The organism is Bacillus sp. AFS012607, assembly GCF_002558005.1.
Taxonomy (GTDB): Bacteria; Bacillota; Bacilli; order Bacillales; family Bacillaceae_G; genus Bacillus_A; species Bacillus_A thuringiensis_S.
This window is the reverse complement of record NZ_NTVM01000012.1, coordinates 126,369-141,419: the sequence shown is the minus strand read 5'-3', so window position 1 is coordinate 141,419 and position 15,051 is coordinate 126,369. Positions and strand designations below refer to the sequence as shown.

Genomic DNA, 15,051 nt, shown 5'->3' with positions numbered 1-15,051 from the left:
TGTAAATGCACAAGCTCCCTTTTTCCAATCTATATGAAATTTTGGTATAATACGAACAGCTTACATAACCGTGGAGGGGAAATGCATGAAAAAAGAGAAGAGTTCACTTTGGGAATGGATTAAAGCAATTTTGATTGCTGTTGTATTAGCTGGTGTTATTAGACAGTTTTTCTTTGCGCCAATTCTCGTAGACGGGGTATCGATGGCACCTACTTTACATGATCGTGATCGAATGATTGTAAATAAAATTGGTTATCACATTGGAGATCCGAAACGATTTGATATTATCGTATTTCGAGCAACAGAAGATAAAGATTACATTAAGCGCATTATAGGCCTACCGGGCGATGAAATAGAGTATCGTAATGATAAGCTGTATGTTAACGGAAAGGCTTATGAGGAGCCGTATTTAGACAAGCAGAAAAAGCAAATTGCTGACGGACCGCTTACATATGATTTTAATCTTGAAGAAATGACAGGCAAGAAAACCGTTCCAAAAGATCAATTATTTGTTTTAGGTGATAATCGTCGTTTTAGTAAAGATAGCCGTTCAATCGGTACGATTTCAATGGATCAAGTAATTGGTAAAGCTAATATGTTATATTGGCCGTTAGAAGACGCACGTATTGTGAAATAAATGAAAAAGAAGGTGGCAACATGGTAATTCAATGGTTTCCAGGGCATATGGCGAAGGCTAGACGCCAAGTAACGGAGAAATTAAAATTAATTGATGTTGTAATTGAACTTGTAGATGCTCGATTACCATTATCATCTCGAAACCCAATGATTGATGAAATCATTACACATAAGCCAAGGCTTGTTGTTTTAAATAAAGCGGATATGGCAGATGACCGTTTAACAAAACAATGGATCGCATATTTTAAAGAAAAAGGTCATATGGCAATTTCGATTAACGCGCAAGCTGGACAAGGTATGAAAGAAATTGCAGCAGCTTGTAAAGTGCTTGTTAAAGAAAAATTTGATAAAATGGTTGCAAAAGGTATTAGACCGAGAGCGATTCGTGCATTAATTGTAGGTATACCAAATGTTGGTAAATCTACATTAATTAATAAATTGGCAAAGAAAAATATTGCTAAAACAGGAGATCGTCCAGGTGTGACAACAGCTCAACAATGGATTAAAGTTGGGAAGGAAATGGAATTGTTAGATACGCCAGGTATTCTGTGGCCTAAATTTGAAGATCAATTAGTGGGTCTTCGCTTAGCGACGACGGGTGCAATTAAAGATTCAATTTTAAATTTACAAGATGTAGCTGTTTACGCATTACGTTTTATGGAGAAACATTATCCAGAACGCTTGAAAGAACGCTATAATTTAAATGAGATTCCAGAAGATATTGTGGAATTATTCGATGCAATTGGAAAAAATAGAGGCTGCTTAATGGGCGGCGGAATGATTGATTATGATAAGACATCTGAGCTTGTACTTCGTGAGCTTCGTGGTGGCAAACTTGGAAAAATGACGTTTGAAACACCGGAAGAGTTTGCAGAGCAAGTAGAAGATGTGGAAAAATAGAAGAAGTATAAGACGTGCGTTTGTGCGTCTTTTCTTTTTGGATACGTTTAAAAAGGAGTTTGTATAAATGCAAAAAATGACGATAAAAGAAGCGGAAAATGTATTGAAAGAAATTATGAATGAAGAAGATGATCGCTTTCAACTGTTAATGAAAGATGAGCGAAAAGGCGTTCAAAAGCTCGTTTTGAAGTGGTATAAACAAAAAGAGTTAGAACAGAAAGAAAAAGAGAATTTTTTTGAAATGTCCAAGTATGAAAATGCTTTGCGTGAAAAAGGGGTCACATATATCGCGGGTATTGATGAAGTAGGGCGTGGCCCGTTGGCTGGGCCTGTTGTGACGGCAGCTGTCGTCCTTCCAGAGGATTTTTATATTCCAGGGTTAAATGACTCAAAAAAGCTGAGTGAAGCGAAACGTGAGCGTTTTTATGATGAAATAAAAGTACAAGCAATTGCAATTGGAGTAGGAATTGTATCACCGCAAGTTATTGATGACATTAATATTTACCAAGCAACGAAACAAGCAATGTTAGATGCAGTTGCAAATTTATCTTGTACACCCCAACATTTATTAATTGATGCGATGAAGCTTCCTACACCAATTCCGCAAACCTCAATTATTAAAGGTGATGCGAAAAGTATTTCTATTTCAGCTGCATCTATTATTGCGAAAGTAACGAGAGATCGTATGATGAAAGAACTGGGAGAAAAGTATCCTGAATACGGATTTGAGCAACATATGGGATATGGCACAAAGCAACATTTAGAGGCAATTGAAGTGCATGGAGTATTAGATGAACACCGAAAGTCATTCGCGCCAATTAAAGATATGATTCAAAAATAAGCTGTAAATATACAGCTTATTTTTTATTTTGGCATATAAACATTACTATTTTCGAAAAAGAATAAAGCGATTTCAGTTTTCTGACACTTTATTGTAGACAGCGTGCCAATCATCTTATACAATGGCAATGTAATGTTTTTTAAACATTAAAAAACTTTTCGAGTAAAACAGGAAAACAGGGGAGGATGGGACCATGAATATCCATGAGTACCAAGGTAAGGCAGTCCTTAGAAGCTATGGGGTTAGCGTTCCGAACGGGAAGGTTGCATTTACAGTAGAAGAAGCTGTAGAAGCAGCGAAAGAACTAGGAACAGATGTATGTGTAGTGAAAGCACAAATTCACGCTGGTGGACGCGGCAAAGCTGGCGGAGTAAAAGTTGCAAAAAATTTAGATGAAGTTCGTACATATGCAGAAAGCATTTTAGGAACTACACTTGTGACACATCAAACAGGTCCTGAAGGTAAGGAAGTAAAACGCTTACTTATCGAAGAAGGTTGCGATATTAAAAAAGAATATTATGTAGGTCTAGTTTTAGATCGTGCAACTTCTCAAGTTGTTTTAATGGCGTCTGAAGAAGGCGGAACAGAAATTGAAGAAGTAGCAGAAAAAACACCTGAAAAAATCTTTAAAGAATATATTGATCCAGCAGTAGGCTTACAAGGTTTCCAAGCACGCCGAATTGCATTTAACATCAATATTCCAAAAGAGCTTGTAGGACAAGCTGTGAAGTTTATGATGGGCTTATACCGTGCGTTTATCGAAAAAGATTGCTCTATCGCTGAGATTAACCCACTTGTTACAACAGGTGAAGGTAAAGTTATGGCATTAGATGCAAAATTAAACTTTGATTCTAATGCGTTATATCGCCATAAAGACATTTTAGAGCTTCGTGATCTTGATGAAGAGGATTCAAAAGAAATTGAAGCTTCAAAATACGATTTAAACTACATTCCTTTAGATGGAAATATCGGTTGTATGGTTAATGGTGCAGGTTTAGCGATGGCTACAATGGATATCATTAAACATTACCACGGTGACCCAGCTAACTTCTTAGATGTTGGTGGCGGTGCAACTGCTGAAAAAGTTACAGAAGCATTCAAAATTATCCTTTCTGACAAAAATGTAAAAGGTATCTTCGTTAACATTTTTGGTGGTATTATGAAGTGTGATGTTATTGCAGAAGGTGTTATTGAAGCAACGAAACAAGTAGGTCTTGAGTTACCTTTAGTTGTACGTCTTGAAGGTACAAACGTAGAACTAGGTAAGAAAATTTTAAATGAGTCTGGCTTAAATATTGTTGCAGCAGAATCTATGGCAGACGGTGCACAAAAAATTGTTTCACTAGTGGGCTAATAGAAAGCGGGGGAGAAAAATGAGCGTATTAGTTAATAAAGATACAAAAGTTATTGTTCAAGGTATTACAGGTTCTCAAGGTTTATTCCATACAAAACAAATGATTGAATACGGTACGAAAATTGTCGGTGGTGTAACACCAGGTAAAGGCGGCACTGATATTGAAGGTGTACCAGTATTTGATACAGTAGAAGATGCAGTGAAAGCAACAGGCGCAAACGCTTCAGTTGTATACGTTCCACCCGCTTTTGCGGCAGATGCAATTATGGAAGCAGTTGATGCAGAAATTGATTTAGTAGTATGTATTACTGAAGGAATTCCTGTATTAGATATGGTAAACGTAAAGAGATATATGGCTGGTAAACATACACGTTTACTTGGACCAAACTGCCCAGGTGTAATCACACCAGATGAATGTAAGATTGGTATTATGCCAGGATATATTCATAAAAAAGGTCATGTTGGTATCGTATCTCGCTCTGGTACATTAACGTATGAAGCTGTACATCAATTAACACAAGAAGGTATTGGCCAATCTACTGCTGTAGGTATCGGTGGAGACCCTGTTAACGGTACAGACTTTATTGATGCGTTAAAAGCATTTAATGAAGATGAAGAAACACATGCTGTAATTATGATTGGTGAAATCGGCGGTACAGCAGAAGAAGAGGCAGCTGAATGGGTAAAAGCTAATATGACAAAACCTGTTGTAGGCTTCATTGGTGGTCAAACAGCGCCTGCTGGCAAACGTATGGGCCATGCTGGTGCAATCATTTCTGGTGGTAAAGGAACTGCTGCTGAAAAGATTAAAACAATGGAAGCTTGTGGCATTAAAGTAGCTGAAACTCCAGCAGTTATGGGAGAAACGCTAATCTCTGTTTTAAAAGAAAAAGGTCTATTTGAGACTTGCAAAAACTATTAATCTGTTGAAAGACACCTTCTTACTTGAGGGTGTCTTTTTACACTTTTTTCTGTTTACATAATAAAAATTATGGGTAAGGAGAATCAAGATGAAAAGAGAGCGGTTATTACATCTTCATTACTTGCTAGCAGATTATTGGAAAGCGATGGAGAGGCTACTATATGTCGATCCAGAATTAAAGAACATATATAATTTTAACGAAAAACAAATGGAGCACTACACTGGAATATCCTCGAAAAAATCTTCAGAACTAGTGAAATTTCTTCAAAGTTCAAATCTTCCGCAATATATATCTTATTTAGAGAAAAATCGTATCTTTTATATAACGATATGGGATGAAAATTATCCACAATTATTACGTGAAATACAAGACCCTCCCTTCGTTTTATATGGAAAAGGAGAGAAAGATTTTCTAAATAAAGTAAATAAATTAGCAGTTGTTGGAACGAGAGAACCATCATTATATGGTCATGAGAGCTTGAAATTTATTTTACACCCTTTATTAGAAAGAGAGTGGCTTATTGTCAGTGGGTTTGCAAAAGGGATAGATACAATGTCTCATGAGATTACAGTAAGGCATCATTGTCCCACTATTGGGATATTAGGGCATGGATTGTCGTTTATGTATCCGAAAGAAAATAGACATTTATATGAAATGTGGAAGGAATATATATTGTTATTGACAGAGTATCCTCCGCACTATGCACCGAAAAAATGGTATTTTCCAAAAAGGAACCGGATTATTAGTGGTATAAGTAAAGGTGTTTTAGTTGTAGAAGCGAAATCGAGAAGTGGGACACTTATTACTGCAGACCTTGCGTTAGAGCAAAATAGAGAGGTGTTTGCGCTTCCTGGACCTATATTTATAGAGGGGGCATCGGGAACAAATCATCTTATTCAACAAGGCGCAAAATTAGTAAGAAATGCAGAAGATATCTTGGAAGAGATTTTAAATTAACCTTATATTTTTAAATTTTTATTAAACAATTATTGACAAATGGTAGATTGGCACTGTATGGTATATTCATTCTTGATTGACAAAAACAAGAGAAATCAATAAGATTAATGAAGACTTGAATCCACCTCTTAAGGAGGCACTAGCATGTCAGATTACCTCGTGATCGTGGAGTCGCCTTCTAAGGCGAAGACCATTGAGAAATATTTAGGGAAAAAATACAAAGTTGTCGCGTCTATGGGACATGTTCGCGATTTGCCAAAAAGTCAAATGGGGATAGAAGTAAAGAACAACTTCACCCCGAAGTATATTACCATTCGTGGTAAAGGTCCCGTATTAAAAGATTTAAAATCAGCGGCGAAAAAAGCAAAGAAAGTCTATCTCGCGGCCGATCCAGACCGCGAAGGGGAAGCAATTGCTTGGCATTTAGCGAATACGTTAAATGTGGACGTTGAATCAGATTGTCGGGTTGTGTTTAATGAGATTACGAAAGATGCAATCAAAGAATCATTTAAACATCCTCGTGCAATTAATATGGATTTAGTAGATGCACAACAAGCAAGACGTATACTTGATCGTCTTGTTGGTTACAATATTAGTCCTTTATTATGGAAGAAAGTAAAAAAAGGATTAAGTGCAGGGCGTGTACAATCTGTAGCAGTTCGTTTAATCATCGAACGTGAAAAGGAAATTCAAAGCTTTGAACCTGAAGAATTCTGGACAATTAAAACAGAATTTGTAAAAGGAAAAGACACATTTGAAGCAAGCTTTTACGGTGTAGATGGGGAAAAGGTTCAATTAACGAATGAAACGCAAGTGAATGAAATAATTGAACAGATGAAAGACAATGCGTTTTCAGTTGAAAATGTAATGCGCAAAGAGCGAAAACGTAATCCTGCATTACCGTTTACAACATCTTCCTTGCAACAAGAAGCAGCACGTAAGTTAAACATGCGAGCAAAGAAAACGATGATGCTTGCACAGCAATTGTATGAAGGGATAGATCTTGGAAAACAAGGAACTGTAGGTCTTATTACGTATATGAGAACTGATTCAACACGTATCTCAGAAACAGCTCAAACAGAGGCTCGTACTTACATCACTGAAGCGTATGGTACGGAATACATAGGAACAGAAAAGAAGAAAGAAACGAAAAAGTCAAATGCACAAGATGCACATGAGGCAATTCGTCCTACTTCGGTAATGAGAAAGCCAGAGGAACTAAAAAGTTTCTTAAGTCGTGATCAACTTCGATTATATAAATTGATTTGGGAGCGATTTGTTGCAAGTCAAATGGCGTCTGCTATAATGGATACTGTGACAGCGAGACTCATTAATAACAATGTTCAGTTCCGTGCAAGTGGATCGGTTGTAAAGTTCCCAGGATTTATGAAAGTGTATGTAGAGTCGAAAGATGATGGTGCTGAAGAAAAGGATAAGATGTTGCCGCCTTTAGAAGTAGGGGAAACTGTATTTTCGAAGGATTTAGAACCGAAGCAACATTTTACACAACCTCCTCCGCGCTATACAGAGGCTCGTCTAGTAAGAACACTTGAAGAACTTGGAATTGGAAGACCGTCGACTTATGTACCTACACTTGAAACGATTCAAAAACGTGGATATGTAGGCTTGGATAATAAACGCTTCGTTCCGACTGAACTTGGTGAAATAGTAATTGAACTTATTTTAGAATTTTTCCCGGAAATTATTAACATTGAATTTACTGCCAATATGGAGCAAAGCCTTGATGAAGTGGAAGAAGGAAATGCCAATTGGGTGAAAATTGTTGATGATTTCTACGTAGGATTTGAACCGCGCTTAGAAAAAGCGGAAAAAGAAATGCGTGAAGTGGAAATTAAAGATGAGCCAGCTGGGGAAGACTGTGAATTATGCGGACATCCAATGGTCTTTAAAATGGGTAAATACGGGAAGTTTATGGCTTGTTCGAATTTCCCTGATTGTCGTAATACAAAACCGATTGTGAAAGAAATCGGTGTAACTTGTCCGAAATGTGAAGAAGGACAAATTATTGAGCGTCGTAGTAACAAAAAGAAACGCCTTTTCTATGGATGCGGTACGTATCCAGAATGTGACTTTGTATCTTGGGATAAGCCGATTGGTCGTAAATGTCCGAAGTGTGAAGGCATGCTTGTAGAGAAGAAGTTGAAAAAAGGCGTGCAAGTACAATGTATTTCGTGCGATTATGAAGAAGAACAACAAATGTGAGCGTAACTGCTCACATTTTTTTCGGGAAGAAAAGGAAAGGTGATATATATGACAACACAAGTAGTAAACGTCATTGGCGCAGGTCTTGCAGGAAGTGAAGCGGCTTACCAAATTGCAAAACGTGGTGTCCAAGTTAGATTATATGAAATGAGGCCGGTAAGGCAAACGCCAGCTCATCACACAGATAAATTTGCTGAATTAGTATGTAGTAACTCACTTCGTGCAAACACTTTAACAAATGCAGTTGGAGTTATTAAAGAGGAAATGCGTTTAATGGATTCTGTAATTATTCGTGCGGCAGATGAGTGCTCTGTACCAGCTGGAGGTGCGTTAGCTGTAGACCGTCATGAGTTCGCAGCTAAAGTAACAGAATACGTAAAAAACCATCCGAATGTAACGGTAGTGAACGAAGAGCTTACTGAAATTCCAGAAGGACCAACAATTATTGCAACAGGTCCACTTACATCTCCTGATCTTGCTGCACAATTAAAAGAACTAACAGGTGAAGATTATTTCTATTTCTACGATGCGGCAGCACCAATCGTAGAAAAAGACAGTATTGACATGAATAAAGTATATTTAAAATCGCGTTATGACAAAGGGGAAGCTGCATATTTAAATTGCCCAATGACAGAAGAAGAGTTTGACCGTTTTTATGAGGCTTTAATTGCTGCTGAGACAGTGCCTTTAAAAGAGTTTGAAAAAGAAATTTTCTTTGAAGGTTGTATGCCAGTAGAAGTTATGGCAAGTAGAGGGAGACAGACGCTAGTATTTGGACCTATGAAACCTGTTGGATTGGAAGATCCAAAAACAGGGAAAACGCCATATGCTGTTGTTCAGTTACGTCAAGATGATGCAGCAGGAACTTTATACAATATCGTAGGTTTCCAAACGCATTTAAAGTGGGGACCACAAAAAGAAGTGCTACAGTTAATACCGGGACTGGAAAATGCAGAGATTGTACGTTATGGTGTAATGCATCGTAATACGTTTATTAATTCACCTAATTTGCTTCGTCCAACATATCAATATAAACAACGTGATGATTTATTCTTCGCTGGTCAAATGACTGGAGTAGAGGGATATGTTGAATCAGCAGCATCAGGATTATTAGCAGGAATTAATGCTGCACGTCTTGTGCAAGGTGAAGAGCCAGTTGTATTACCGTCAGTAACTGCGATGGGCAGCATGGCAAATTACATTACGGCAACGAACGCTAAAAACTTCCAACCGATGAATGCGAACTTCGGTCTATTTGCACCGTTAGAGAAGAAGATTAAAAAGAAAGCGGAACGAAATGAAGCATACGCAACACGCGCTTTAGAAACAATTCAAAATTTTGTAAATATTTAGTTAAATTTCTTGCAAAGGCTACTAAGTTGTGATACGATTTAGTAGCCTTTATTGAGGTGAGTTGTGTGAATGTGAAGAAATTGTTACAATTATTCGTTGGATATTTACAAATTGAAAGAAATTATTCAAAATATACAATTGCAAGTTATCAAAATGATTTAGAACATTTTGTGCAATTTATGGAGCGAGAAGGCATATCCTCTTTTTTAGACGTTACATACGCGGATGTTCGTTTGTACTTAACGACGTTGCACGATGAAAAGTTAGCCCGTAAATCTGTCGCAAGAAAAGTATCAAGCTTACGAAGTTTATATCGTTTTTTGATGCGTGAAGGTTATCGGAAAGATAATCCGTTTGCACTTGCGTCACTCCCCAAAAAAGAATTGTCAATCCCAAAGTTTTTATATGCTGAAGAGTTAGAGGAATTATTTGAAGTTTCTGACACGGGAACGCCATTAGGTCAAAGGAATCAAGCTTTATTAGAGTTGATGTATGCGACTGGAATCCGTGTGAGTGAATGTGTCAATTTACAACTTACCGATATTGACTTTGCGGTGGGAACAATTTTAGTAATGGGAAAAGGAAAAAAACAAAGGTATATTCCGTTCGGAAGCTATGCGCAAGATTCTTTAATTACTTATATAGAGAATGGGAGAAAACAGTTAGTTAATAAGACTGACGAAGACTCTCGTATGGTGTTTTTAAATGCGAAAGGTACACCGCTAACAAGTCGTGGAGTGCGTTATGTTTTAAATGAACTCATTAAAAAGGCTTCACTGACAATGCGAATAAGTCCCCATATGTTAAGGCATACATTTGCTACACATATGTTAGATGAAGGGGCGGATTTACGTACTGTACAGGAGCTATTAGGTCATGAGAATTTGTCGACCACACAAATTTATACGCATGTCTCTAAAGAAAGATTGCGTTCTGTTTACATGAAGCATCACCCGCGGGCATAAATTGCTTTAAAAGCTATAAAAACAAATAAAGGAGTTTTTTCTATGGGGAATTTCCACGCTACAACGATATTTGCAGTTCATCATAATGGAGAATGTGCAATGGCTGGAGATGGTCAGGTGACAATGGGAAATGCTGTTGTAATGAAACATACAGCTCGTAAAGTTCGCAGACTTTTCCAAGGTAAAGTTTTAGCTGGTTTTGCAGGTTCAGTTGCTGATGCATTTACTCTTTTTGAAATGTTTGAAGGAAAATTAGAAGAGTATAATGGCAACTTGCAGCGTGCAGCTGTTGAAATGGCAAAACAATGGCGTGGCGATAAAATGTTACGTCAACTAGAAGCGATGCTCATTGTCATGGATAAAACAACTATGCTCCTTGTTTCAGGTACAGGAGAAGTGATTGAACCGGATGATGGTATTTTAGCAATTGGATCTGGTGGGAATTATGCACTTTCTGCAGGTCGTGCTTTAAAGCAATATGCAAGTGAACACTTAACAGCGAAACAAATTGCGAAAGCGAGTTTAGAGATTGCTGGCGATATTTGTGTTTATACGAATCACAACATAATTGTTGAAGAATTGTAGAATCGTAAGGGAGGCATTTTATATGCATTTACATTTTACTCCGCGCCAAATTGTGGAAAAATTAGATCAATACATCATCGGTCAAAAAGACGCAAAGAAAGCGGTTGCTGTAGCGTTGAGAAATCGATACCGTCGCAGTAAATTAGCTGAAAATTTACGTGATGAAATAGCACCTAAAAACATTTTGATGATTGGACCGACAGGTGTTGGGAAAACAGAGGTAGCACGACGAATGGCGAAACTCGTTGGAGCACCTTTTATTAAGGTTGAGGCTACAAAATTTACAGAAGTTGGATATGTGGGTAGAGATGTAGAGTCGATGGTACGTGACCTTGTGGAAACATCCGTTCGTATTGTAAAAGAAGAAATGGTAGTGAAAGTTCAAGATAAAGCAGAAGAGCAAGCGAATCAACGTCTTGTTGAAATTTTAGTGCCGAGTCCGGAGAAGCAATCTGGATTTAAAAATCCATTAGAGATGCTTTTTGGGGGCGCTCAAAATTCGAGTCAAACGTCTGATACACAAGAAGATGGTGAAATTGAAAAGAAACGTCAAGATGTGGAGAGAAAGCTTGCTGCAGGGCTTCTTGAAGACGAAATTGTATCGATTGAAGTGACTGAGCAACAGTCGTCAATGTTTGATATGTTACAAGGAACTGGCATGGAGCAAATGGGAATGAATTTCCAAGATGCGTTAGGGAGTTTTATGCCGAAAAAAACAAAAAAACGTAAACTTTCTGTAAAAGAAGCAAGAAAACTCTTGACAAATGAAGAGGCACAGCGCTTAATTGATATGGATGAAGTTACACAAGAGGCTGTTTATCGTGCTGAACAGCTCGGGATTATTTTTATCGATGAAATTGACAAAATTGCTGGTAAGCAGTCGAATAGCGTAGATGTATCACGTGAAGGTGTGCAACGTGACATTTTGCCAATTGTAGAAGGGTCGAATGTTGCGACAAAATACGGATCAGTAAAAACGGATTATATTTTATTCGTTGCAGCTGGAGCGTTCCATATGTCTAAACCGTCGGATTTAATTCCGGAATTGCAAGGGAGATTTCCGATTCGAGTAGAATTAACGAAATTATCGACAGACGATTTTGTTAAAATATTAATCGAGCCTGACAATGCGTTAATTAAACAATATATGGCATTATTAGCGACTGAAGGTATAGAAATTGAATTTTCAGACGAAGCTATTCGTAAGATTGCTGAGATTGCTTATCAAGTTAATCAGGATACAGATAATATTGGAGCAAGAAGACTTCATACGATTATGGAGAAGCTCCTTGAAGATTTATCGTTTGAAGCATCTGAAATTACGTTAGAGAAAATAACGATAACCCCTCAATACGTTGAGGAGAAATTAGCAACAATTGCTAAAAATAAAGATGTGAGCCAGTTTATTTTGTAATAGTGTCATCAGGTGACTCGCCCTAGTTTCCAAGTGATGAAAAAATATGTGAGTAACATGTAGGAGGAACTTTTGAAATGGAATTATTAGCAAAAACAAGAAAATTAAATGCGTTATTACAGAGCGCAGCAGGGAAGCCTGTAAACTTTAGAGAAATGTCTGACACAATGTGTGAAGTAATCGAAGCAAACGTATTCGTAGTTAGCCGTCGTGGTAAATTACTAGGTTATGCAATTCACCAACAAATCGAAAACGAACGCATGAAGCAAATGCTTGCAGAACGTCAATTCCCAGAAGAATATACACAAAGCTTATTCAACATTACAGAAACATCTTCAAACTTGGATGTGAACAGTGCTTACACAGCATTCCCAGTAGAAAACAGAGAATTATTTGGTCAAGGTTTAACTACAATCGTACCAATCGTTGGTGGTGGTGAGCGTCTAGGTACATTAGTATTAGCTCGTCTAGGTCAAGAGTTCTTAGATGACGATTTAATCCTTGCTGAGTACAGCTCAACTGTTGTAGGTATGGAAATCTTACGTGAAAAAGCAGAAGAAATCGAAGAGGAAGCACGTAGTAAAGCTGTTGTTCAAATGGCGATCAGCTCATTATCTTACAGTGAGTTAGAAGCAATTGAGCACATCTTCGAAGAATTAAATGGAACAGAAGGTTTACTTGTTGCAAGTAAAATTGCTGATCGCGTAGGAATTACTCGCTCTGTAATCGTAAATGCACTACGTAAATTAGAAAGTGCTGGTGTTATTGAGTCTCGCTCTTTAGGTATGAAAGGAACATACATTAAAGTGCTAAACGACAAGTTTCTACAGGAACTTGCTAAATTAAAAACAAACTAATTTATAAAGAACTCTCCTCGATTGAGGAGAGTTTTTTTTGTGCAATGATTGATGGTGCTTGTGAAAAGTGGCATAAGCGTGTTTTCTGGGAAAACTATTAATTGTATTTTGCTTTTTTGCTTAAAAGAAATGAAGGTTGGTAATACTAGAATTCGAGTATGAACAAAGAAAGTTTTACATTGTTCGCATTTTCGACTTGATTGTAATATTTCAGTATGATATAGTAAGCAGTGGTGTCAGTACAAAGTACACACGTTTACTGATTTAAGTGTTGGTGCTACGTTTGTAGTTTCGCTTAGAGATGAAGTAAACGGAGGATATCAAAAACCATTTAGGAGGAACTATATTATGTCAGTAATTTCTATGAAGCAATTGCTTGAAGCTGGTGTTCATTTCGGACATCAAACTCGTCGTTGGAACCCAAAAATGAAGCGTTACATTTTCACAGAGCGTAACGGTATCTACATCATCGACTTACAAAAAACTGTGAAAAAAGTTGAGGAAGCTTACAGAACGATGCGTGACATCGCTGCTGAAGGTGGAGACATTTTATTCGTAGGTACTAAAAAACAAGCACAAGAAGCTATTAAAGAAGAAGCAACTCGTGCGGGTATGTACTTCGTTAACCAACGTTGGTTAGGTGGAACTTTAACAAACTTCCAAACAATCCAAAAGCGTATCAAGCGTCTTAAAGACATCGAAAGAATGCAAGAAGATGGTACTTTCGAAGTACTACCTAAGAAAGAAGTTGTTCAACTTAAAAAAGAGTTAGAGCGTCTTGAGAAATTCTTAGGCGGTATTAAAGATATGAAAGGTCTTCCAAGTGCATTATTCGTAGTAGACCCTCGTAAAGAGCGTATTGCAGTTGCTGAAGCACGCAAATTACACATTCCAATCATCGGTATCGTTGATACAAACTGTGATCCAGACGAAATCGATCACGTTATCCCAGCAAACGATGATGCAATTCGTGCTGTAAAACTTCTTACATCTAAAATGGCAGACGCGATCCTTGAAGCAAAACAAGGTGAAGAAACTGTTACTGCGTAACAAAGTTGGAAAGGTGATAAGGGGTTCGGCCTTTTATCACCTTTTTTAAGGTATAAACACCTTTATAAAAAGTATAAATACATATTTTAGGAGGATGAAAAGTATGGCAATCACTGCTCAAATGGTAAAAGAATTACGTGAAAAAACTGGCGCAGGTATGATGGACTGCAAAAAAGCTTTAACAGAAACTAACGGCGACATGGAGAAGGCAATTGACTTCTTACGTGAAAAAGGTATTGCGAAAGCTGCTAAAAAAGCAGACCGCATTGCTGCTGAAGGTTTAACTTTCATCGAAACAAACGGTAACGACGCTTTAATCTTAGAATTAAACTCTGAAACTGATTTCGTTGCGAAAAACGAAGGTTTCCAAGCATTAATTAAAGAACTAGCTGCTCACTTATTAGCTAACAAACCTGCTAACGTTGAAGAAGCTATGACTCAAACAATTGAAGGCGGCAAAACAGTAGAAGAGCACATCAACGAAGCAATCGCTAAAATTGGTGAAAAACTTACACTTCGTCGTTTCGAAATCGTATCAAAAACTGATGCAGATGCATTCGGCGCTTACCTACACATGGGTGGACGTATTGGTGTATTAACAGTTCTTGAAGGTTCTACTGATGAAGCAGCTGCTAAAGATGTAGCAATGCACATTGCAGCAGTTAACCCTAAATATATCGACCGCGATGCTGTAACAGCTGAAGAAGTTGAGCATGAGCGTCAAGTATTAACACAACAAGCATTAAACGAAGGCAAGCCTGAAAAAATCGTTGCAAAAATGGTTGAAGGCCGTCTAGGCAAATTCTTCGAAGAGATTTGCTTACTTGACCAAGCATTCGTTAAAAACCCTGATATGAAAGTTCGTCAGTTCGTTGAGTCTAAAGGCGGAACATTAAAAGGATTCGTTCGCTACGCTGTTGGCGAAGGTATCGAAAAACGTGAAGACAACTTTGCTGAAGAAGTAATGAACCAAGTAAAAGGTAGTAACTAATA

General features: G+C 37.6%; 14 protein-coding genes. All 14 read left to right on the top strand.

Annotated features, from left to right (window positions below; genetic code table 11):
• The first annotated feature begins 85 nt into the window (after nucleotides 1–85).
• The 14 genes from lepB to tsf all read left to right on the top strand — a co-directional run bounded on the left by lepB (nucleotide 86) and on the right by tsf (nucleotide 15,049).
• Entirely contained in the window at nucleotides 86–637 is a 552-nt protein-coding gene (gene lepB / locus CN409_RS14055) for a signal peptidase I (RefSeq protein ID WP_000711853.1), read from the top strand.
• Between the two features lie 20 nt (nucleotides 638–657).
• The gene (gene ylqF / locus CN409_RS14050; RefSeq protein ID WP_097981357.1) at nucleotides 658–1,536 is read left to right on the top strand and encodes a ribosome biogenesis GTPase YlqF; all 879 of its coding nucleotides are present in this window, start codon (nucleotides 658–660) and stop codon (nucleotides 1,534–1,536) included.
• Nucleotides 1,537–1,603: 67 nt separating this feature from the next.
• The gene (locus tag CN409_RS14045) at nucleotides 1,604–2,377 is read left to right on the top strand and encodes a ribonuclease HII (protein WP_001171121.1); all 774 of its coding nucleotides are present in this window, start codon (nucleotides 1,604–1,606) and stop codon (nucleotides 2,375–2,377) included.
• Between the two features lie 193 nt (nucleotides 2,378–2,570).
• Entirely contained in the window at nucleotides 2,571–3,731 is a 1,161-nt protein-coding gene (gene sucC, locus CN409_RS14040) for an ADP-forming succinate--CoA ligase subunit beta (protein WP_001020791.1), read from the top strand.
• Nucleotides 3,732–3,750: 19 nt separating this feature from the next.
• Nucleotides 3,751–4,653, top strand: a complete 903-nt coding sequence (gene sucD / locus CN409_RS14035) for a succinate--CoA ligase subunit alpha (protein ID WP_000115178.1) — start codon at nucleotides 3,751–3,753, stop codon at nucleotides 4,651–4,653.
• Nucleotides 4,654–4,741: 88 nt separating this feature from the next.
• On the top strand, nucleotides 4,742–5,611 hold the full coding sequence (gene dprA, locus CN409_RS14030; protein WP_000818044.1) for a DNA-processing protein DprA: 870 nt from the start codon (nucleotides 4,742–4,744) through the stop codon (nucleotides 5,609–5,611).
• Nucleotides 5,612–5,755: 144 nt separating this feature from the next.
• Nucleotides 5,756–7,834, top strand: a complete 2,079-nt coding sequence (gene topA, locus CN409_RS14025) for a type I DNA topoisomerase (protein WP_097981354.1) — start codon at nucleotides 5,756–5,758, stop codon at nucleotides 7,832–7,834.
• Between the two features lie 48 nt (nucleotides 7,835–7,882).
• Complete coding sequence (gene trmFO / locus CN409_RS14020) at nucleotides 7,883–9,187, top strand: FADH(2)-oxidizing methylenetetrahydrofolate--tRNA-(uracil(54)-C(5))-methyltransferase TrmFO (RefSeq protein ID WP_000213006.1); 1,305 nt, start codon at nucleotides 7,883–7,885, stop codon at nucleotides 9,185–9,187.
• A 65-nt stretch (nucleotides 9,188–9,252) separates the two neighbouring features.
• Entirely contained in the window at nucleotides 9,253–10,152 is a 900-nt protein-coding gene (gene xerC, locus CN409_RS14015) for a tyrosine recombinase XerC (RefSeq protein WP_001101245.1), read from the top strand.
• Nucleotides 10,153–10,194: 42 nt separating this feature from the next.
• Nucleotides 10,195–10,737 carry an ATP-dependent protease proteolytic subunit HslV gene (gene hslV, locus CN409_RS14010; RefSeq protein WP_000526274.1) on the top strand — a complete coding sequence of 181 codons (543 nt, stop codon included), beginning with the start codon at nucleotides 10,195–10,197 and terminating at the stop codon, nucleotides 10,735–10,737.
• Nucleotides 10,738–10,759: 22 nt separating this feature from the next.
• Nucleotides 10,760–12,151: an ATP-dependent protease ATPase subunit HslU gene (gene hslU / locus CN409_RS14005; protein ID WP_000550084.1), complete on the top strand. Its 1,392-nt coding sequence runs from the start codon at nucleotides 10,760–10,762 to the stop codon at nucleotides 12,149–12,151.
• A gap of 77 nt (nucleotides 12,152–12,228) precedes the next feature.
• Nucleotides 12,229–13,008: a GTP-sensing pleiotropic transcriptional regulator CodY gene (gene codY / locus CN409_RS14000; RefSeq protein ID WP_000421290.1), complete on the top strand. Its 780-nt coding sequence runs from the start codon at nucleotides 12,229–12,231 to the stop codon at nucleotides 13,006–13,008.
• Nucleotides 13,009–13,356: 348 nt separating this feature from the next.
• Nucleotides 13,357–14,058 (top strand): 30S ribosomal protein S2, encoded by a 702-nt coding sequence (gene rpsB / locus CN409_RS13995; RefSeq protein ID WP_000111485.1) that lies wholly within the window; start codon nucleotides 13,357–13,359, stop codon nucleotides 14,056–14,058.
• Nucleotides 14,059–14,161: 103 nt separating this feature from the next.
• Nucleotides 14,162–15,049 carry a translation elongation factor Ts gene (gene tsf, locus CN409_RS13990; protein WP_001018576.1) on the top strand — a complete coding sequence of 296 codons (888 nt, stop codon included), beginning with the start codon at nucleotides 14,162–14,164 and terminating at the stop codon, nucleotides 15,047–15,049.
• The last annotated feature ends 2 nt before the right edge of the window (nucleotides 15,050–15,051 follow it).